The organism is Sphingomonas sp. PP-CE-3A-406, from assembly GCF_003688625.1.
GTDB lineage: Bacteria > Pseudomonadota > Alphaproteobacteria > Sphingomonadales > Sphingomonadaceae > Sphingomonas.
On sequence record NZ_RCWY01000001.1, the window covers coordinates 220,932 to 240,068 of the forward strand.

Below are 19,137 nucleotides of genomic sequence, written 5' to 3' on the forward strand. Positions count from 1 at the left end.
GGTCAGGGTAATGGCGTTGAGGGCGGGTTCGGTGTTCGGGGATTCGCCTGAGGCGCGGCTGGGTCGGTCAGCGGATCGGCAAGCTCTGGAGCGGAGTCAGGTGCCGATGGCGCTGGCGTCGCCGTCGGCGAAGACGTTGCCGCAGGATCGGCCAATGGGTCCGAAAGTTCGGGAGCATCCGACGCTGGTACCGTAGCGCCACTCGCCGGATCTGCCAGCGGGTCGTCCAGTTCGCCACCGGCTGCCTTCGCCCTGGTTCCCCGTAAGCGCTGGATCTCGGCTACCCGATTTTGCAGGTACACCGATCGCAGCGTCGCATACGGATCGACCGCACCGGCGAACAATGCACGCAGATCGTCGTCCGCCTCCGCCCGCGTGTCCAGCCCGGTCAGGACAGCGCGCGGCGCCTGGTATTCGAGCCGGTCGAACGGCGATCCGACCGCCAGCGGCAGCACCAGTCCGTCAGCCTGTCCGCCGAGCAGATCGCGCAATGTCGACGGCCCGACGAACGGCAGGAAGATATAGGGCCCCGGCTTCACCCCGTAGAGTGCCAGCGTATTGCCGAACCCGTTGGGCCGGTGTGGCAGCTTGATCGCCGGCAGCTTGGCGACATCGACCAGCCCGCCGATCCCAAGCGTCGAATTGAACATGAAGCGGGCCAATGTCTCGGCGGCCTTGCCCGGCTTCAGCTGGAGCAGATAGTTCAGGAAGACGATCGGCTCGCCCAGGTTGCTGAAGACGTTGCGGATACCCGATCGCACCGGTTGGGGCACGACATGCTTGTATCCCATCGCCGCGGGACGAAAGAGCCGCCGATCGAAGCCCTGCTGCGTGGCGAACATGCGACGATTGAAATGTTCGAGCGTATCCCCGCGCGCATTGCGGGGACGGCCGCGCGGTGTGGCGGCTGGGGGCGAAGCGGCGGGCGCCTCGCCCACCTGCGCCGGCGGAGGCGCAGGTTGGGGGAGGGGCGCGGCCTGCGAAACCCCGGCCAGCAGCAGTGCCGCGATCGCTGGGGTCACCTGGCGCTCTTCGCCGCGAGACTGTCGAGATGGCCGACCAGCGCCTTGGCCCCGCCGCTCTGAAGGACGCTTGCAAAATCGGCACGGCGCGTCGCCAACTGGCTGATCGAATTGCGGTAGAAGACGTCGATGATCTTCCAGCTGCCGCCGCTCTGGCGCAGGCGATAGGACAAGGCGGTCGGGCTACCGGACTTGCTCGACAGCGTCGTACGGACCAGGCGGTCGCCACCGCGCGTGTCGACCCTGGGATCCATCGTAAAGGCCTGCCCGGACCAGCTGTCGAAGTTCTTGGCATATTGCGCGATCGTCATGCGGCGGAAGGCTGCGACGAGCGCGGTCTGATCCGCTGCGCTGGCCGTGGTCCAGCCCGCGCCGACCGAAAGCCGCGTCATCAACGGCAGGTCGAAGCTGCGATCGATGACCGGGCCGATCGCAGTAGCGCGGGCGGCCGCCGGCTTGCCGCTCTTCATGATGCCAAGCAGACCGTCGTCGAGCGCCTTGACCGGTGCCTGAGCCGGATCGCCCGCCTGCGCCGATACCGGTGCAACGGCAACCAGCGACGAAGGCAGCAGGACGGCCGAGGACAGCAGGATCTGGAGCGGGGATCGCATGCGGGTTTCTCCGAAAAACTGATTGCATCGTCGCATACCGACAGGCGCGTGCCAGGTCCAGAAAGCGAATAGGCGGCGGGATTCGGAGGCTCCGGAACCGCGTCGAAGTTTTGACCTTTCGCCACAGGGGCGCAATGGTTACTTATGGCGCAACATTCAGAGGCGGTTTGAATTCGGACGCCATGCCTCGGTGATGACGGAAAGGACATGGCGGTCTTGCAAACCACCGATGGGAGCATCGATCGTTCCCCCGCTACAGTGACGACACCGCTTCAGGTGATCCTCGCGCAACCTCGTGGTTTTTGTGCCGGCGTGGTCCGCGCGATCGACATCGTCGAAAAGGCGATCGAGCGCTACTCTGCGCCCGTCTATGTCCGACATGAGATCGTCCACAACCGGCACGTCGTCGACAAGCTGCGGCGCAAGGGCGCGGTGTTCGTCGAGGACCTGACCGAGATCCCGCCCGGTGCGGTGACGATCTTCAGTGCCCATGGCGTCGCGCGCAGTGTGCAGGAGGAGGCGCGGCTGCGGGAACTCCCCGTACTCGACGCGACCTGCCCGCTGGTCACCAAGGTCCATATCCAGGGGCGTCGCTATGCGAAGTCGGGACGCACGATCGTGTTGATCGGCCATGCCGGTCATGTCGAGGTGATCGGCACGATGGGGCAGGTCGACGCGCCGATGCATCTCGTCTCGACCCCCGAGGAGGTCGAGGCGTTGTCGATCCCGGTCGACACGCCGATCGCCTACGTCACGCAGACCACGCTGAGCGTCGACGACACCCGCGGCGTCATCATGGCGCTGCATGCGCGGTTCGCCGATGTCGAGGGGCCGGACGTGTCCGAGATTTGCTACGCTACCCAGAACCGGCAGACTGCGGTACGCGATCTGGCGCGGGTCAGCGATCTGCTGATCGTCGTCGGCGCGGCCAACAGTTCGAATTCGAACCGCCTGCGAGAGATCGGTGCCGAGATGGGCATACCGAGCTATCTGGTCGATGACGGCGACAGCGTCGATCCGGTCTGGCTCGACGGCGTCGCCGCGGTCGGTATCACCGCAGGCGCCTCGGCACCCGACGAACTCGTCGATTCGGTGATCGCCGCACTGCGACTGTTGCGACCCGTGCGCGTTTCGCAACTCGACGGCGTGGAGGAGAATGTCGAATTCAGCCTTCCCGCCGAACTCAGAATGCCCCACGCCACCGTTGCGGCGGCCGAATAGGAACGAGCATGAGCCTTCCCCTCAGCCAGATCGCGCGCATCGGCGCGTACACCGTAAAGCAGCACATCAAGGGCGGCAAATATCCGCTCGTCCTGATGCTCGAGCCGCTACTTCGCTGTAACCTGGCGTGTGCCGGGTGTGGCAAGATCGACTATCCCGACGCGATCCTCAACCAGCGGCTGAGCTATGACGAGTGCATGGCGGCGATCGACGATTGCGGCGCGCCGGCAGTTTCGATTGCCGGCGGCGAGCCATTGCTGCACCGCGACATGCCGAAGATCGTCAAGGGGTACATTGAGCGCAAGAAGTTCGTCATCCTGTGCACCAACGCGCTGCTGATGAAGAAGAAGATCGACGATTATACGCCGTCGCCGTTCTTCACCTGGTCGATCCATCTCGATGGCGACCAGGCCGCCCACGACAAGTCTGTCTGCCAGGACGGCGTGTACGACGTCGCCAAGGATGCGATCGCACTGGCGAAGGCAAAGGGCTTCCGCGTCCAGGTCAACTGCACCGTGTTCGACGGCGCCGATCCGGCACGCACCGCGGCGTTCTTCGACGACATGGAAGCGAACGGTGTCGAGATCACGATTTCGCCGGGCTATGCCTATGAGCGCGCCCCCGACCAGGCGCATTTCCTCAACCGCGAGCGGACAAAGAACTTCTTCCGCGACGTGTTCTCGCGCGGCAATGGCGGCAAGGCATGGACCTTTACCAACTCGCCGCTGTTCCTCGATTTCCTGGCTGGCAACCAGACCTATGAATGCACACCCTGGTCGATGCCGCTGCGCACGGTCTTTGGCTGGCAGAAGCCGTGCTACCTCGTCGGCGAAGGCTATGTGCCGACGTTCGCTGAGTTGATGGAAGGCACCGACTGGGACGAATACGGCGTCGGCAAATATGAGAAGTGCGCCGACTGCATGGTCCATTGCGGCTTCGAAGGCACGGCGGCGACCGATGCGATCCGTCATCCGCTCAAGCTCATGAAGGTGGCGATGAAGGGCGTTCGGACCGACGGACCGATGAAGCCCGATATCGACCTGTCGCACCAGCGTCCCGCTGCCGAGACCTATGCGTCACAGGTCGAGCGGGAACTTGCGCGGATCAAGGAAGCCGATCCCGTGGGTTTCAAGCGCGCGCAACGCGCCGCCTAACGCGCGGAACGCCCGCTCCGCGTCGATTCCGGTGCGGATCAGCGCGGGGAGTTGGGCAGGGTGCCGGGCGAGTGATTTGAGCACCGCGCCTAGTGCCATCCCGCCGTCCGGCCGCATGCCGACGAGCGCGGCGGGCGGCAGGGTCCGCCGCGCATCGTCGGACACCACGCGGATTGCCGCGAACGGCAGGCCTTGGTGCAGCGCTACGCGCGCGGCGACATGCGACTCCATGTCGACGGCCAGCGCACCGGTGGCGACATGGAGGCTGTGTTTGTCGTTGCGTGTAGCTGCCGGACTGTTCTGTCCGACGATCGCGCCGGTACGAGCGTAGGGAAGGGCGGCTCGTAGCCACGCGTTCAGACCCGCAGCGTGGGCATCGATCACCACGTCGCCGACGTCGAGATCGGCCGCCAACGCCCCGCAGAGCCCGATCGACAGGATTGCGCTGGCCTCGCCACAGCGCCGTTCCAGCGCTGCCCCCAGCCGCTCGGCATCGCCGCCGCCGACCACCGGGACCAGCCCCGCCTTTGCGATCAGTCTCGCCTCGCGCTGCAGGCCGCACGCGGCAAGGATCACATTCCGTACCCGACGGCGCGCGTGTTGGAGCGCTTGAGATTGCGATACCGCGCCATCGCCCAGAGCGGGAAATACTTCGGATAGCCGTGGTATCGCAGGTAGAATACGCGGGGAAATCCGCCCCCGGTATAATGTTCCTGGCCCCACAGACCCTCGGCATTCTGATGCGCCGAGAGCCAGTTGATCCCCCGCTCGACCGCATCGCCGTCGACGCTACCTACTGCCATCAGCCCAAGCAGCGCCCAGGCGGTCTGCGATGCGGTCGACGGCGAGGGCGTGTAGCCCGCATAATCCAGCGCATAGCTGTCGCAATCCTCGCCCCAGCCGCCATCGGCATTCTGAATGCGCTCGAGCCAGTCGACCGCCTTGGCGACCATCTGGTGTTCGGGTCCAAACCCTGCCGCGTTCAGCGCGCACAGCACCGACCAGGTGCCGTAGATGTAGTTGACGCCCCAGCGTCCGAACCAGCTGCCGTCCGCCATCTGCTCGCGCTCCAGATAGGCGAGCGCGCTAGCCATGCGGGGCCCGTCGCGTTCGCCGAGTTGCGCGAGCATCGACACGACGCGCGCGCTGACGTCCGCAGTCGGTGGGTCGAGCAATGCGCCATGATCGGAGAAGGGCAGGTTGTTCAGATAGTCGTAGCTGTTGTCCGCATCGAACGCACCCCAGCCGCCGTTGCGGCTTTGCAGCCCGACGGTCCATTCGACGCCGCGTTCGATCGCGGTAGCGTACGCTGCCCCGGCCTGCGCGCGATCCATCGCCATAACGACCACGGCGGTGTCGTCGAGATCGGGATAATGATCGTTGTTGTACTGGAACGCCCAGCCGCCGGGCCGCACATCGGGCTTCTCGTCCGCCCAGTCGCCCTTCACGTCCAGCACCTGCCGCGGCTTCAACCAGGCAAGCGCCTTTGCGGCCAGGTCGTCGCAGCCCGCTTCCATCATCGCGTGTGCCGCGAGCGCGGTGTCCCACACCGGCGAGACGCAGGGCTGGCAATATGCCTCGTCATCGCCGACGATGAGCAAATTCTCGATCGACTGCCGCGCGATCGCCCGCGCCGGATGATCCGCCGCATAGCCGAGTGCGTCGAACATCATCACGCTGTTCGCCATCGCCGGATAGATCGCGCCAAGCCCGTCCTCGCCGTTCAACCGCTCGGTGACGAACGCGACGCACGCCTCGATCGCACGCCGGCGCATCCGCTTGGGCCAGAGCCGGTCGCCGCCCTTCAGCACCCGGTCGAGCGCGTTGAACCCGACCGTCCACAGCCACTTCGTATCCGCAGCCTTCGACCCGGGCCGAACCGCGGCGCCGGTGTAAAGTTCGTCGATCTTCATTCCCAGCGGATTGCGGGCGACCGGCTTCAGGGCGGCCAGCACGAGCAACGGCACGACGACGGTGCGTGCCCAGTACGACATCTTGGACAAGTGGACCGGGAACCATCGTGGCGTCAGGATCAGTTCGGGTGGCATCGTCGGCACGGTCCCCCACGGCCCCGCGGCGAACAGCGCAAGCTGGATCCGCGTGAAGACGTTGCTCGCCGCCGCACCGCCCGCAGCCAGGATCGCGGTCCGCGCGCGTGCCATATGAGGCGCATCGGCCGCGTCGCCGATCATTTTCAACGCATAATAGGCCTTCACGCTTGCGCTGACATCGAACGCGCTTTCGTGGAACAGGCCCCAGCCACCATGCGCCTCGGACTGGATGCGGCGGAGGTAGCGTCCGATGTTCGCTTCCAGATCCGCAGCGACGGGCTCGCCGAGATAATGCCGCAACAGGACGTATTCGGCTGGGATCGTCGCGTCGGCCTCGAGTTCGAATACCCAGTGCCCGTCGTCGCGCTGCTGCGCGGCCAATGCGGCGGTAGCGCGGTCGACCGCGACTTCGACCGCGGCAAGCGAAGGGGGGGCGTGCCTAGGATCGTTATCAGGCATGATCGCCCCTTACCAAATGGGCGGCGGTTTCGCCCGAGCGCAGCGCCCCCTCGATCGTCGAGGGCAGGCCGGTATCGGTCCAGTCGCCTGCAAGGAACAGGTTGCGCCAGCGGGTACGCGCAGGCGGGCGTTTGGCATTCTGCTCGGGCGTGGCGGCGAAGGTTGCCCGCTTCTCCTTGACGATCTGCCAGCGCGGCATCGGCGCGTCGATCTTGAGCGCGGCGCAGATATCCGCCCAGAACGCCTGTGCTAGCGTCTCGCGGTCGCGGTCGACGAGATGATCAGCGGCGCTCACGGTCACCGAAAGTCGATCGTGAAACGCGAAAACCCATTCCGCCGTCCCGCCGAGCAGTCCCAGCATCGCGGGCGCGCCGGTTGGGGCTGGAAACGCGAAATGCCCGTTGACGATCGCGCGGTGTTCGTCGGGCGCCTCGAGACCGGGAATCAGCGCGGTTGCGGTCCAGGCGGGCACGGCGAGGATCACCGCCTCGTCGTCTGCGATCTGCTCCGGTCCGTCGCCCCAGTCCAGGCTAGTCGCACGGTCGCCCTCGAAGCCGATCGCGCGAAGGCGGCGGCCGAGCGTTACCGGGCTTGCATGGCCCGCGAGCCACGCCAGCGCCGGATCGATGAACGCCCCGGAGAGGTTCGGCTCGGCGATGCACGGACGCATCGCCTTGCCACCTTTCGCGATCGTCTCGCGCAGGACCGCGCCTGCGAGCTTCGCTGAACTTTCGGCAGGTGCGGTGTTCAGCGCGGCGAGCAACACGGGTTCGAGCAACCGGGCCCACACCGGACCATCGGTTGCGATCCGCGCGTCGATCCGCTCCTCCCGATCGCCGAGCAGACGGGCTAGCGGCAGATAGTCGCGCGCACGGCTGCCCGGCACGCGACGGCGTTTCGCCATCACCCACCAGGGCACCGGACCATCGTTGATCCGCACCGTCCAGCGTTCGTCCGTCGCAAGATCGCAAAATGCGAAATCGGCATGGTCCGGCCCGGCGAGTGGGGTCGTCGCGCCGATCGTCGCCCGGAAGCGGGTGACCGCAGTATTGCCCGACAGGACCAGATGATTGCCGTTGTCGATCGTCAGCCCGAGCTGCGGATCATGATACGACCGGCAGCGTCCGCCCGCCTGCGCTGCGCCATCGACCACCCGGACGGCCAGCCCCGCCTCGTGCGCAGCGACTGCGGCGGCAAGCCCGGCCAGCCCCGCTCCGGCAATCGTCACGCGGGAAAAACTCACCGGGTCAGGCTCAGGCGCAGTATCGTCCAGAGCAGTGCCAGCTTCGATACGCGGACGCGGGTGCGCGGCGGCGCCCAGCCGACAACCTCCATCCGCGACAGCACCTTGGCATAGGCCGCCGCCATCAACCGCGGCGCGATCAGGTGTCCGCGCGGGCGCTTCGCCAGGATCGCGTTTGCCTGCGCATAATGGCCATGCGCCTCGGTCGCGAGTGCGCGCGCAACGGCATCGATGCGCGGATCGGCTATGACCTCGGCCGGTACTGTGATCGGGATGCCCGCACCGCTGAGCAGTTCGAACGGCAGGTAGACCCGGCCGATCGCGGCATCCTCGTCGATGTCGCGCAGGATATTGGTCAGTTGCAGCGCACGGCCAAGATGGAAGGCGAGCGCGATACCGGGCGCCGGGTCCATCCCGAAGATCCGCACCGACAGCCGTCCGACCGCCGAGGCGACGCGGTCGCAATACAGGTCGAGCGTCGCGGCGGGGGGCCAGCGGATGTCACCTGCGACGTCCATCCCCATACCATCGATAACCGCGTGCAAATCGGCGCGGTCGAGATCGAAGCGACGGACGGCCTCGGCGACGATGATCGCCTGTCCGGGGTCGCCACCAGCATAGAGCGCATCGATATCGGTCCGCCACTGGTCGAGCTGGGCGGCGCGCTCCGCTGGTATGCCCTGCTGATCGTCGGCGATGTCGTCGACGATCCGGCAAAACGCGTAGATCGCATACATCGCCTCGCGCTCGGCCTTGGGCAGCACGCGCATGCCGGCATAGAAGGAACTGCCCGATACCTGGGCGCGCAGCGCAGCGGGTGTCGTATTGGGATTCATCGCGGACGTCCCCGTACAAGGCTGCCAAGCGCAGCACCCGCAGCGAGCCACGCCGCCTCCAGCTTGCCGTGATGGACGCGCTCGCTCAGCGGGTCGCGCGTCAGCAGGCGTTCGGTCAGGCTCTCGGCAAGCTTCTGGATGATCGCCACCTCGGCGGCAAGCCGGCGGTCGCGGATCATCGCGGAGAAACCGGCGCTCGTCGCAAGCAGGCCGCGCGTGCGTTCGGCGAGCGTGACGATCGTGGCCCTGAGCGCGGGCGATGCGGCCTCTGCTCCGAGATCCTCGACCCGCGCGCCGTGTGCGGCCAGCATCTCCGTGGGAATATACACGCGGTCGATCGCGCGGTAATCCTTCCCGCAATCCTGGAGATGGTTGATGATCTGCAACGCCGCGCACAGCGCATCCGACGCCGCCCAGGTCGCGCGATCCTCGCCGTGGACGTCGAGCACATAACGTCCCACCGGCATCGCCGAGAGCCGGCAATAGGCGATCAGCGAGTCCCAGTCGGCATAGCGGCGCACCGTGACGTCGTGTTCGAACGCGTCGAGCAGGTCGTTGGCATGGCGCGCGTCCAAACCCCGTTCGGCCATCACCCGGTGCAGCGTCAACGCCTGCGGTTCGTCGCCTCGGCCGGTCACGCCCAGCCGCATGGCGTGCAGTCGGGCTAGCTTGTCGGGGGCGGGTGCGGTCGGATGGTCGGCGATGTCGTCGGCGGCGCGCGCGAAGCGATAGAACGCCATGATCGGCGCGCGGTGCTCCCGCTTCAGGATCGCCGAGGCGACCGGGAAGTTCTCGCCCGTGTGATCCTTGCCGGACGCGAGGTCGGCGGTCTGCTGATCCGATGCCGTTGCCATCATTGCCGCGCAGCCTGCGCGCGCCCTTTCCACATGCCGCCACGGCCTCGCCCGTGCTGCCAGGCGGATAGCAAGGTGCAGCCCGTGTAGAAAGCCGCAATGAGCGGAAGGCACGGCGACCATAACGGCGAGCGGTGGTAGAAGCGCAGCATCGGCAGGAACGACAGCGTCATCAGCAGCCATGCCGCTATCCCGAGCGCGCGGGCAGGCCCGTCGGCGAACAGCGTGAGCATCGGCGGGGCGGCATACACGAGCGCGAGGCCGATCACCGCGCCCATCAGCTTGAGCGGCGAATAGTCGAGCTGTGCGTAGGCGGACCGCGAGATCATCGCCGCGATCGGGCGGATGCCGTCATACGGGCGTATGCTGCGCGACCGCTCGGTCAGCCCCAGCCAGACCGGCCCCTGCGTCTTCATCAGCGCACCGAACGCGCAATCGTCGATCAGCGCACCACGGATCGCGCCGATCCCGTCCACTGCGGCCAGAGCCTCACGGCGCACCAGCATACAGCCGCCCGCTGCGGCACCCGGTCCCCGGCCGCTCACGCGCGAAAACGGGTAGAGCATCTGGAAGAAGTACACGAATGCGGGGATCAATGCGTGTTCCGCCCAATGCGTGCAGCGCAGCTTCGCCATCAGCGAGACCAGCGCCAGATCACGGTGCTCGGCGCGGGCAACCAGCGACCGCAGCGTATCGGGGGCATGTGCGATATCCGCGTCGGTCAGCCAGAGATAGCGCGGTGATCCGGCGCTCGCGATCCCCTGCGATACCGCCCAGAGCTTGCCGGTCCAGTCGGTGGGCAAGGGTGTGCCCCGCACGATGGTCAGGCGGTCGCCACCGGAGTCACGCGCGATGTCCGCCGTTCCGTCGCTGCTGCCGTCGTCGACCAGCACGATGCGGAAATCGCCGGGATAGTCCTGGGCGGCCAGGCTGCCGATCGCGCGCGCGATGACGTCGGCCTCGTCGCGCGCGGGCACGACCGCGACGACGTCGGGCCAGGACGTCACACTGGGCGCGGGGGCAGGGGGTACGTCGCGCGTGTCGCGTTCACGGGCCAGCCAGAAGCCGCCATTGCCCAGCACCAGATACAGCCAGATCGCGACCGTCGATACGGCGATGCCGATCACCCGATCATGCCCACCTGTCGGAACCACGCAATCGCATCGCCCAGCGCCTGCTCATGCGGCCGCGCGTGGTAGCCAAGTTCGCGCGTCGCCTTGGCGGAACTGTAGAACATCGTGTGCTTGGCCATCCGCAATCCGTCGAGCGTCAGGAACGGGTCCTTGCCGGTGACCGCGGCCAGTCGTTCGTTGAGCCACGCCAGCGGGAACAGCGGGGCGCGCGGCAGGCGGACCGTCGGCGCACGACGACCGACCATCGTCGCGATCGCCTTGAGCATGTCCGCCAGCGCGACGTCCTGTCCGCCGAGCACATAGCGCTCGCCGATACGGCCCCGATCGAGCGCCAGCAGATGACCGCGCGCGACATCGTCGACATGGACGAGGTTGAGGCCGCTGTCGACGAACGCGGGCATCTTGCCGTTCGCCGCTTCGACGATGATCCGCCCGGTCGGCGTGGGGCGCACATCGCGCGGGCCGATCGGCGTCGAGGGATTGACGATCACCGCGGGCAGGCCCTGCTCGCGGACCATCGCCTCGACCAACCGTTCGGCGACCACCTTGCTGCGCTTGTACGCGCCGACGACGGTCTGTTCGGTGGCGGGGCGGGTTTCGTCGGCGGCCCCCATAGGGTCGGGGAGCAGTGTCGCGACGCTGCTGGTATAGACGATGCGCTCTACCCCGGCTGCCAGCGCGGCCGTCATGACGTTAAGTGTGCTGGTGCGGTTGTTGCGGACGATCTCTTCAGGATCGCGGGCCCAGATCCGGTAGTCGGCCGCGGTATGGATGACGTGACGGACTCCCGCCATCGCCGCCGTCACGGCAGCCGCATCGCGCAGATCCGCTTCGACGATGCCGCCGGGGAAATCGACAAGATTGGTCCGCGTGCTGGATGGTCGGACCAGCCCCCGAACCGGCATGCCATGCGCCGCTGCCGCCCGGGCGATCGCGGATCCCACGAAACCGGCGACGCCGGTGATCAGGAGCGTCTCACTGGATCTGGTCACGGCATCGAACTTTCACCGAACATAGTTGTCCGAATGCCTTACGGCCATCGTCGCGCCGCGCAATCCCGACTTCCGCATCCGAGGATCGCTTCCGTCGCGATACCGGTCCATGCCGCCCCTTTTTCCAATTGCGCCGCTGGTTCGACCGGCGTGACGTATCCGGGCGAAGGAAATAGCGTTGCCACGGTCTGCCCGAGGGTCGGGAGTCATACCCGCCTGGCACCGCTCACCCTATCCACGGTCTCCATCATCTCGTGCGACGATCGCAGCGGCTTGGCTCAGCGCCGCTTGCCCAAAAAGCCGCCAATGCGTAGGCACATCTGCCCGGTTTCGCGATGAACGACACTCGACGCGTCGTTGTGTGCATTTCGCCGGCGGGCAACACGATGTGTTCAGGTTTTTCGGTTTAGCAGGAGCAGGCTGCCGAAGAGCTATACGCAAGGACGATCGATGCACGCACCCCGGCTTTCCCATCTGTTTCTGTCCTGTATCGCCGCGACCGTCCTCGTCCCGGCACCGGCGGCCGCAAGCTCTCCGGACCTCATCGGGCTCGAGCACGCGCTGAGCAAGCTGATCGCGGAACGCTCCGGCGACTATGGCATCGCTGCGCTGGACCTTCGCGATGGCTCGACCGTTTCGATCAATGGCGATACCCCGTTTCCGATGGCGAGCACGGTCAAGCTCGCCATCGCAGCCGCCTATCTCGGCGAGGTCGATCAGGGACGACGCAGCCTTGGCGACATGATCGTCGGCCGGCCCGCGGCGAAGGTCATGGAGCTGATGATCATCCGCAGCGATAATCAGGCCACCGATCAGTTGCTGGCTGCGCTCGGCGGCCCCGGCGCGATCCAGCAGTGGCTGTCGTCGCAGAATATCACCGGTATCCGGATGGACCGGACCATAGCCCAGCTGCTGCGGGAGCGCGGCCACCTTGCCGACAGCCGGGATGTCGCCACGCCGGTCGCGATGGTCACGCTGTTGAACAAGATCGACAACGGTACCGTCCTGACGGCGCAAAGCCGCACGTTCCTGTTGGAGCTGATGAGCCGATGCGCGACCGGCACGCGCCGTATCCGTGCATTGCTCCCCGCCGGTACGCGCGTGGAGGACAAGACCGGCACGCTCGACGGTATCACCAACGACGTCGGGTTCATTACCATGCCCGACGGCCGCCGCGTGGCCGTCGCGGTGTTTGCGCGCGGTGGACGCGATCGCCAGCCCGTCATCGCCCAGGTTGCGCGGGCGATCTATGACCGGTTTGCGGATAGCGTCCGCAACGCGGTCTCGATCTTCATGCAAATGCGGTAGTCGCACGGTCCTTGGGTCGGTCGCTGTGTACCGGCGCAGGCTGACGGAGGTGCATTTCGATCATTGGTCACCTGAATGTGCGGCTGACGAAGATACCGTCGCGTCCCAAACGGCTGGAGCAATTCCGGATTACCGCCTATCGCCGACGGGAGAGTCCCTAATCGTCGCGGAGAGACCTGATGACCGAGACCGCCGAATACGTGCCGCCCAAGATCTGGACGTGGAACAAGGAGAGCGGAGGCCGGTTCGCCAGCATCAATCGTCCGAGCGCGGGCGCGACGCATGACAAGCCACTCCCCGTCGGCAAGCATCCGCTCCAGCTCTATTCGCTGGCAACGCCCAACGGCGTGAAGGTGACCGTGATGCTCGAGGAGCTGCTCGCTGCCGGGCACGTCGGCGCCGAATACGACGCGTGGCTGATCAGGATCATGGACGGCGACCAGTTCGGCAGCGGTTTCGTCGAGGCCAATCCCAATTCGAAGATACCGGCGCTGGTCGATCGCAGCGGCGCGACTCCGATCCGGGTCTTCGAGTCCGGTTCGATCCTGGTGTATCTTGCCGAGAAATTCGGCGCGTTCCTTCCCACCGATCCCGCCAAGCGCGCCGAAGTGCTGTCGTGGTTGTTCTGGCAGATGGGCGCTGGCCCGATGCTCGGCGGCGGGTTCGGGCATTTCTATGCCTATGCGCCCGTAAAGATCGAATATGCGATCGACCGCTTCGCGATGGAGGTGAAGCGCCAGCTCGACGTCCTCGACCGGCGCCTTGGCGAGAGCGAATATATCGGCGGAGACGAGTATTCGATCGCCGATATGGCCATATGGCCGTGGTACGGCGCGCTCGTGAGCGGTCAGGTCTACGAGGCTGCCGAGTTCCTTCAGGCGAACGACTACAAGAACGTCCTGCGCTGGACCGACTTGATCGGTGCGCGGTCTGCGGTGAAGCGCGGGCGGATGGTCAACCGCGTGATCGGCGATCCCGCCAGTCAGCTCCACGAACGCCACGACGCGGGCGACTTCGAGACTAGGACGCAGGACAAGCTCGACGCGACGGCGACGGAAGGCGAGACGCGCTAGGGTTGGAACTCACTGTTCTAGCTGGAAGATGACGGTGGCAGCGAGGGCGGTGGCGGAGAAGAAGACCGTGGGGCGTCGGTCGTAGCGGGTCGCGACGGGGCGCCAGTCCTTCAGGCGGCCGAGCCATGCGGTGTGCCTTGAGGTAGGTCGCGTCGATCATGATGGGATTCGGTTTGGCATTCGTGGCAGCCAATCCCTTCATCATGCGGACGAAGCGCCTCTTTCACTTCACCGGGTGTACAGCGTCTTGTGCGGACCATACGCGACCGGCGCGTGAGCCTGGGTCAGATCGCGCCTCCCACGTCATGGGTCCTGACCCTGAGCGAAGGACTATCGGCTCGTAGACTATAATCCCTTGCGGCGATCTGCGTCGTTTCGGGTCTATCTGTCGAGGAGGGGCGTCGCGGTGACGCCATAACGGAGGCGTCTTCGATTGATCCCCTCTGCGTCCGGGCAGAGCATTCCTCCCAGCCGGCTCGACGAAGCCGGCACCACGACAAAGGAGGACATCATGTCTGCAGCTGCCGCACATCCGACCGTTCACGAAGTGAAGCATGCCGATCTCGCGAACAACACGTTCGACGGCAAGAAGCCCGATCTGTACATCAACACCGGCACCCTGGGCGGGAAGCACTTCTTGTTCACGGTCGAGAAGGCCGATGGCCGCCCGACCTTGATCGCCATCCACCTCTGACGTGTTCGCTGCTGGCCGGCCGTGCGGCGTGCCCGCACCGCCGGCCATGCGCGACCGCGCGACCGCGATCGGACGATAGCGTGCAGATCGAAGACATCCAGACCATTGGCCGCCCCCGGCTGAAGACCGAAATCCGCGTCGGCGGGACCGCGCTGCTGCTCGGCGACCGCCATACGCTCGTCGCCCGCGACATGCCGCAGTCCGTGCTCGAACGCGCGCTGCGCCGAATGGACGGCGCGACCACGCTAGACCGGATCGTCGCCGACGAGCCTGCGCTCCGGCGCGAGGTGGCCGACGATCTCGTCGCATCGCTCGACGGGCTGGGCCTGCTCGACGACACCGCGCTGCCGCCGTTTCGCTCCGGATCCGAGGTCATCCTGGAGCTCGAGGAACTGGTCGAGGCGCGCTGCGAGACGACGATCTACCGCAACCCGTTCTGGCAGACCTGCCTCGCCGCCAACGCGCCGGGCGATCTTTCGCAGCGGCTTGCCACCGGCATGGTGATTGAGAACTGGCATTTCCTGTTCCGCGAAAGCTATTTCGACGCGCCGGTGCTGTCCTACGTACCCAACACCGCCGTCAGGCTGTTGCTGAACGAGTTCTTCTCCGAAGAATATGGCCATGACGAGATCCTGCTGCGATCGCTCACGCATGTCGGCCTGACCTATGCGGATATGCAGGACGCGATCCCGCTGCCCGAGACGATGGCGCTGTGCAACGCGCTTGCCTATTGGGCGCACAACGATCCGCTGTTCTTCTTTTCGACGCTCGGCCTGCTCGAAGGCCAGGGCATGAAGGAGGACAGCTTCATCGAGGCGTGTACCCGGGTCGGCATGGACGACGGCTTCGTCGGCCCGCTGCGCACGCATGCGAACATCAACATCGACGCGGGGCATGGCAACCTCACCCGGCTGATCTTCCAGCAGGTCCCCGCAATCGCCGAGACCGACGTACGCCGTCTGAAGGCGCAGATGCCGTTGTTCGTCGACCTGTATGACGCGTTCTACTCGGGCGTCTGGCGGCACTATACCGGCGATGCGCCCCTGCTCCGCCGCGTCTCCGATCTGTGAAAGGACGATAGCATGGAGGCCACCATAGCCGGGCTCAGCCAGCCCAAGTTTCGGCTCGGCGTCACCACGGATATCGAACCGAACGAGGCCGTGATCCGCATCGGCAAGACCAGGTGCGCGTTCGCGTTCGGGACCGCGGAGGCGCCTGCCGTAGCTCGCCTGATCGACCAGCTCGTGGGCGGCGGCGTGGCGATCGACGCGATGATCGCCGGCGTTCCCGAGATCGCCGACAAGGTACCGGCGCTGCTCCAGGGGTTCGACGCGGTCCGGCTGTTGGTCGAATCCGAACCGCGCACGGAGGGGCTGGTCAGCGGCGCGCAGCTTTACCGCGAGATCCGCCGGATCGCCGAGCGCGTCACGCAGCGCGTCGCGCGGTCCGCATTCCACACCGCGCTCGTCGAGCATCGCGCGACGCGCGAACAGCTGATCGGCTATGCGCTCGAATATTTCTACATCGTCAAGGCGGCGCCGGGGCTGATCGGGCCCGCGCTCGCGACTGCCAGGACTCCGCGGGAACGCGATCTGCTTCAAGGTTTCCTCAAATCCGAACTCGGCCACGACGCGTTCCTGGCGCGCGCGCTGGAGGCGGTCGGTCTGACCCCGGACGAGCTGGAAGCGCATCAGCCGCTACCGACCACGTTTGCGCTCTGTGCCGCGCTGGGCGTCTATGCGCGCCAGCACCCGCTGTCGTTCAAGGCCGTCCTGTTCCTGTTCGAGGTGGCGCAGGTGGCGTTCGTCGACGCGTTCGACGATCGCTGCCGCGAACTCGATCTACCCGCCGCCTTCTACCTGCCGCTGCGCGATCATGCCGACCTGAACGCGGATTACGACCATGCCGACATCTCGCGTGACTTGATGGCGCTCGAAGGTGTGGTCGACCGCGAGGCCGCGGTGGTGGTCAAGCGCAACGTCGCGCTGATGATCGAAACGATGATCCTACAGGAAGAGCAGATCCTGACGTTCTACGCCCAGCCCCGTGCGGCGATCCCGCGCATCTTCGAGGACTCCTGATGGATCTCTGGACCTTCCACCGCTACGCCGATCCGCGCTTGTGCGTCGACGCGATCGAGCATGCGCCCGATGCGTCCGCGATCGCACTTACGCAGGGCGATGCGCGATATGTCCTCGCGCTCGACGATGCCGCGTCGGCGACACGGATGGCAGCCGAACTGGCGACGCTGCGCGACGGCGGCGCCCCGTTATGGGACCTGATGCGCGAAGCGGGCGCTGACGGTTGGGGGGCGCTGGGTGCGTTTCTCGATGGCCGCGCGCTGATCGGGGAGGGGCATGACGAGATCCGGCAGACGCTTGCCGCGCGAATCGCCGCGATCGACGCATGTATCGACGGCACCATCATCGCCATTCGGGCAGACCTGCCAGCCAACCGGCTCGGCCGCCTCGTGGCACACGCGGCCGTGCTGAGGATCGAGTCGGACATCGCGCTCGCCAGCGCGACATTGGGCACCACGGGAGACCCGTTCGACGCGGACGTCCAGCCCAATTTCCATCTCGGGCTGATCATCGCCGAGTTCGCCTATTTCCGAAATTCGGCGCCACTGACCCTGATCGCCGCCGGTGTGATGCTCGCGCGGATCGCGGGCGATGACGCCGCGCTGCCGGAGAGCGACGCGATCGTGGAGGCGCTGTCGCTCTACGATCCGCGCGATCTGGAATCGCACCTCTGGCTGATCGGGCGCGCGCTGGCGGACTCGACCGGCGATGCCGCGCTGCGCTTCGCCGTTCCGCCGATCCCCGATCTGCCGACGCTGTCGGGCCTCGAATTCATGCGCCGCGTCGAGATGCTGACCCGCAGCACGCTGGGGAGATGGGGCGAAAACCCGTATGTCACGATGCTCGACGCGCTCGGCGATCGCTGGTCGCCGCTGATCGCGGGGCCGTTCATCGAGCAATATCACGTGACCTGCCGGTTCGTGGAGATCATCGCGCCCAATCTCAGTCGCCGGCTGATCGCGCCGCTGCGCGCGATGATGTTCCGCTATTTCGGCGAGGAGGTCGGGCACGAGGCGCTCGAGAGCACGACCTGCGAGACGCTCGGCATCACCCAGGCGGCGCTTGATCGCGCGGTACCGCTGCCGCTGCATTTCGCGTTCGTCGACCTGTTGACGCTCGTCGCGCAGGTCGATCCGGTCACGTCCTGCGCGTCTGTCATGGTCATCGAAGGCGTGTTCGGCGAACCACCCAAGATGTCGCTTAGGCTCGCTTCGGTCGCGCGTACCAATCCCGCGTTCAGCGATCTGGCGGGCGATCATGACGAACTGAACGAGGATCTGAACCACAACAGCATCTCGCGCGACGCGTTCGAGCACATCGTCGTAATACCCCCTGCGACGCAGGCGCGCGTCATGCGCCGCATCCTGTTCCTGCTCGAACTCAACCACCGCGCCTGGGGCGGGATCGCCGACTTCTACGGATCGCAAACGTCGTTGCACCTGCAGGGTCCGCTCGGTCGCCCGCTGGCCCCCGGCGGTGGTTCGGCTTGAGGTGAGACGTCGGAGGGCTCAGTCTTTGCGACGCAGCACGGCAACGATCGGAAAATGGTCCGACGGATAGCGGTCGCCGGCGTGATCGGTCAGCACGGCGGCGCTGACCGGCGCGAAACCGCGTACCATGATGTAGTCGATCATTGCCTGGGGCTTGCCGGTGAAGTCGTGGAACGTGCCTTCAGGACCAGTTTTCGTCGGCGAGGTCGCCCAGACATCCGTTAGGACGGCCGCCAGCCGACGATGCGCTTCGCTGTCGGGCGTCGCGTTGAAATCCCCGGTGAGCACGATCGGCAGGCCCTTGGCGAGCATCGGTAGCCTGGCGGCGATCAGGTCTGCGGATCGACGACGGGCTTCCTCGTCTTCGACATCGCGGTTCGCGAAATGCGTGTCGATCATGAGAAACCTGTAGGGCTTCGTGCCGCGCGTCGCGAAGATGCCCCAGGTGACCATCCGTGGCAGCGTCGCACCCCATGCCATGCTGCCTGGCGCCTCCGGGGTTTCGGAAAGCCAGAAATCCCCCTGGCTGACGAGACGGAGATGATCGGTGCGGTAGAAGATCCCCATATGCTCGGTCGCATGCCCGCCGAAACGGTCGCGGCCGAACCAGCGGAATTTGGGCAGCGCATGGACGACATCGCGGCTTTGCGACTGGAATAGCTCCTGTGTTCCGATCACGTCGGGATTGGCCGCGCGCACCGTATTCGCGAACAGGTTGCGGCGCTTTGCCCATACGTTCGGACCGTCGTCCGGGTTCGGATAGCGCACGTTGAAGGTCATGACGCGCAGGTCCTGTGCGACCGCCGGCATTGGCTGGGCCAAGGTCAGGGTAGCCAGGATCTTGAGGGAATGGCGCTTCATCGAAAACCTGCTGCACGAAGAATGTCTGGATGATCCGATCGGACTCCGCCGCGC

General features: G+C 66.1%; 18 protein-coding genes and 2 pseudogenes. 8 read left to right on the top strand and 12 right to left on the bottom strand.

Annotation, left to right across the window (positions count from 1 at the left end):
• Positions 1-2: 2 nt before the first annotated feature.
• Both C8J44_RS00885 and C8J44_RS00890 read right to left on the bottom strand, forming a co-directional pair.
• Positions 3-1,022, bottom strand: coding sequence for a VacJ family lipoprotein (locus C8J44_RS00885; RefSeq protein WP_121902997.1), 1,020 nt, complete (start codon positions 1,020-1,022; stop codon positions 3-5).
• Complete coding sequence (locus tag C8J44_RS00890; protein WP_121902998.1) at positions 1,019-1,633, bottom strand: ABC transporter substrate-binding protein; 615 nt, start codon at positions 1,631-1,633, stop codon at positions 1,019-1,021. The genes C8J44_RS00885 and C8J44_RS00890 overlap by 4 nt, the downstream gene beginning before the upstream one ends.
• A gap of 258 nt (positions 1,634-1,891) precedes the next feature.
• On the opposite strand from C8J44_RS00890, the gene ispH reads away from it, so the two are divergent.
• Together ispH and hpnH are read left to right on the top strand one after the other, a co-directional pair.
• Entirely contained in the window at positions 1,892-2,854 is a 963-nt protein-coding gene (gene ispH / locus C8J44_RS00895) for a 4-hydroxy-3-methylbut-2-enyl diphosphate reductase (RefSeq protein WP_259466644.1), read from the top strand.
• An 8-nt stretch (positions 2,855-2,862) separates the two neighbouring features.
• The gene (gene hpnH, locus C8J44_RS00900; protein WP_056049552.1) at positions 2,863-4,008 is read left to right on the top strand and encodes an adenosyl-hopene transferase HpnH; all 1,146 of its coding nucleotides are present in this window, start codon (positions 2,863-2,865) and stop codon (positions 4,006-4,008) included.
• Here the strand turns inward: hpnH and C8J44_RS00905 are convergent.
• Genes C8J44_RS00905 through hpnA form a run of 7 tightly spaced genes read right to left on the bottom strand, consistent with a single transcriptional unit; the run spans position 3,931 to position 11,576 of the window.
• Positions 3,931-4,584 carry a phosphorylase gene (locus C8J44_RS00905; protein ID WP_183128662.1) on the bottom strand — a complete coding sequence of 218 codons (654 nt, stop codon included), beginning with the start codon at positions 4,582-4,584 and terminating at the stop codon, positions 3,931-3,933. The genes hpnH and C8J44_RS00905 overlap by 78 nt on opposite strands.
• Positions 4,581-6,518, bottom strand: coding sequence for a squalene--hopene cyclase (shc, locus tag C8J44_RS00910; RefSeq protein WP_121903000.1), 1,938 nt, complete (start codon positions 6,516-6,518; stop codon positions 4,581-4,583). The genes C8J44_RS00905 and shc overlap by 4 nt, the downstream gene beginning before the upstream one ends.
• Positions 6,511-7,761, bottom strand: coding sequence for a hydroxysqualene dehydroxylase HpnE (hpnE, locus tag C8J44_RS00915; RefSeq protein WP_121903001.1), 1,251 nt, complete (start codon positions 7,759-7,761; stop codon positions 6,511-6,513). The genes shc and hpnE overlap by 8 nt, the downstream gene beginning before the upstream one ends.
• Positions 7,758-8,597 (bottom strand): presqualene diphosphate synthase HpnD, encoded by an 840-nt coding sequence (gene hpnD / locus C8J44_RS00920; RefSeq protein ID WP_121903002.1) that lies wholly within the window; start codon positions 8,595-8,597, stop codon positions 7,758-7,760. Before hpnD ends, hpnE begins: the two co-directional genes overlap by 4 nt.
• Positions 8,594-9,454, bottom strand: coding sequence for a squalene synthase HpnC (gene hpnC, locus C8J44_RS00925; RefSeq protein ID WP_404969168.1), 861 nt, complete (start codon positions 9,452-9,454; stop codon positions 8,594-8,596). The genes hpnD and hpnC overlap by 4 nt, the downstream gene beginning before the upstream one ends.
• On the bottom strand, positions 9,451-10,605 hold the full coding sequence (locus tag C8J44_RS00930) for a glycosyltransferase (protein WP_259466645.1): 1,155 nt from the start codon (positions 10,603-10,605) through the stop codon (positions 9,451-9,453). Before C8J44_RS00930 ends, hpnC begins: the two co-directional genes overlap by 4 nt.
• The gene (gene hpnA / locus C8J44_RS00935) at positions 10,575-11,576 is read right to left on the bottom strand and encodes a hopanoid-associated sugar epimerase (protein ID WP_259466646.1); all 1,002 of its coding nucleotides are present in this window, start codon (positions 11,574-11,576) and stop codon (positions 10,575-10,577) included. The genes C8J44_RS00930 and hpnA overlap by 31 nt, the downstream gene beginning before the upstream one ends.
• Positions 11,577-12,026: 450 nt before the next feature.
• On the opposite strand from hpnA, the gene C8J44_RS00940 reads away from it, so the two are divergent.
• Both C8J44_RS00940 and yghU read left to right on the top strand, forming a co-directional pair.
• Positions 12,027-12,884: a serine hydrolase gene (locus tag C8J44_RS00940; protein ID WP_082470737.1), complete on the top strand. Its 858-nt coding sequence runs from the start codon at positions 12,027-12,029 to the stop codon at positions 12,882-12,884.
• Positions 12,885-13,063: 179 nt separating this feature from the next.
• Positions 13,064-13,957: a glutathione-dependent disulfide-bond oxidoreductase gene (gene yghU / locus C8J44_RS00945; RefSeq protein WP_121903005.1), complete on the top strand. Its 894-nt coding sequence runs from the start codon at positions 13,064-13,066 to the stop codon at positions 13,955-13,957.
• Positions 13,958-13,966: 9 nt separating this feature from the next.
• On the opposite strand, the pseudogene C8J44_RS00950 reads toward yghU, so the two are convergent.
• Together C8J44_RS00950 and C8J44_RS18905 are read right to left on the bottom strand one after the other, a co-directional pair.
• Positions 13,967-14,077 (bottom strand): annotated as a pseudogene (locus C8J44_RS00950) (IS5/IS1182 family transposase); the annotation flags it as partial.
• Position 14,078: 1 nt separating this feature from the next.
• Positions 14,079-14,254: pseudogene (locus tag C8J44_RS18905) on the bottom strand (IS5/IS1182 family transposase); the annotation flags it as partial.
• Positions 14,255-14,468: 214 nt separating this feature from the next.
• On the opposite strand from C8J44_RS18905, the gene C8J44_RS00955 reads away from it, so the two are divergent.
• The 4 genes from C8J44_RS00955 to C8J44_RS00970 all read left to right on the top strand — a co-directional run bounded on the left by C8J44_RS00955 (position 14,469) and on the right by C8J44_RS00970 (position 18,222).
• Positions 14,469-14,651 (top strand): hypothetical protein, encoded by a 183-nt coding sequence (locus C8J44_RS00955; RefSeq protein WP_056049531.1) that lies wholly within the window; start codon positions 14,469-14,471, stop codon positions 14,649-14,651.
• 80 nt (positions 14,652-14,731) lie between these two features.
• The gene (locus tag C8J44_RS00960) at positions 14,732-15,721 is read left to right on the top strand and encodes an iron-containing redox enzyme family protein (RefSeq protein WP_220683068.1); all 990 of its coding nucleotides are present in this window, start codon (positions 14,732-14,734) and stop codon (positions 15,719-15,721) included.
• Positions 15,722-15,733: 12 nt separating this feature from the next.
• A complete protein-coding gene (locus tag C8J44_RS00965; protein ID WP_121903006.1) occupies positions 15,734-16,732 on the top strand; it encodes an iron-containing redox enzyme family protein in 999 nt (332 codons plus the stop codon).
• Complete coding sequence (locus tag C8J44_RS00970; RefSeq protein ID WP_121903007.1) at positions 16,732-18,222, top strand: hypothetical protein; 1,491 nt, start codon at positions 16,732-16,734, stop codon at positions 18,220-18,222. Before C8J44_RS00965 ends, C8J44_RS00970 begins: the two co-directional genes overlap by 1 nt.
• Before the next feature lie 18 nt (positions 18,223-18,240).
• Here the strand turns inward: C8J44_RS00970 and C8J44_RS00975 are convergent, their stop codons facing one another.
• A complete protein-coding gene (locus tag C8J44_RS00975; protein ID WP_121903008.1) occupies positions 18,241-19,083 on the bottom strand; it encodes an endonuclease/exonuclease/phosphatase family protein in 843 nt (280 codons plus the stop codon).
• Positions 19,084-19,137 lie beyond the last annotated feature (54 nt).

What these genes read in the sequence shown, in the direction of transcription:
- C8J44_RS00890 (WP_121902998.1), bottom strand. Translation starts at nt 1,633, where the DNA reads ATGCGATCCCCGCTCCAGATCCTGCTGTCCTCGGCCGTCCTGCTGCCT.
- hpnH (WP_056049552.1), top strand. Translation starts at nt 2,863, where the DNA reads ATGAGCCTTCCCCTCAGCCAGATCGCGCGCATCGGCGCGTACACCGTA.
- shc (WP_121903000.1), bottom strand. Translation starts at nt 6,518, where the DNA reads ATGCCTGATAACGATCCTAGGCACGCCCCCCCTTCGCTTGCCGCGGTC.
- hpnD (WP_121903002.1), bottom strand. Translation starts at nt 8,597, where the DNA reads ATGAATCCCAATACGACACCCGCTGCGCTGCGCGCCCAGGTATCGGGC.
- hpnC (WP_404969168.1), bottom strand. Translation starts at nt 9,454, where the DNA reads ATGATGGCAACGGCATCGGATCAGCAGACCGCCGACCTCGCGTCCGGC.
- C8J44_RS00940 (WP_082470737.1), top strand. Translation starts at nt 12,027, where the DNA reads ATGCACGCACCCCGGCTTTCCCATCTGTTTCTGTCCTGTATCGCCGCG.
- yghU (WP_121903005.1), top strand. Translation starts at nt 13,064, where the DNA reads ATGACCGAGACCGCCGAATACGTGCCGCCCAAGATCTGGACGTGGAAC.
- C8J44_RS00955 (WP_056049531.1), top strand. Translation starts at nt 14,469, where the DNA reads ATGTCTGCAGCTGCCGCACATCCGACCGTTCACGAAGTGAAGCATGCC.
- C8J44_RS00965 (WP_121903006.1), top strand. Translation starts at nt 15,734, where the DNA reads ATGGAGGCCACCATAGCCGGGCTCAGCCAGCCCAAGTTTCGGCTCGGC.
- C8J44_RS00970 (WP_121903007.1), top strand. Translation starts at nt 16,732, where the DNA reads ATGGATCTCTGGACCTTCCACCGCTACGCCGATCCGCGCTTGTGCGTC.
- C8J44_RS00975 (WP_121903008.1), bottom strand. Translation starts at nt 19,083, where the DNA reads ATGAAGCGCCATTCCCTCAAGATCCTGGCTACCCTGACCTTGGCCCAG.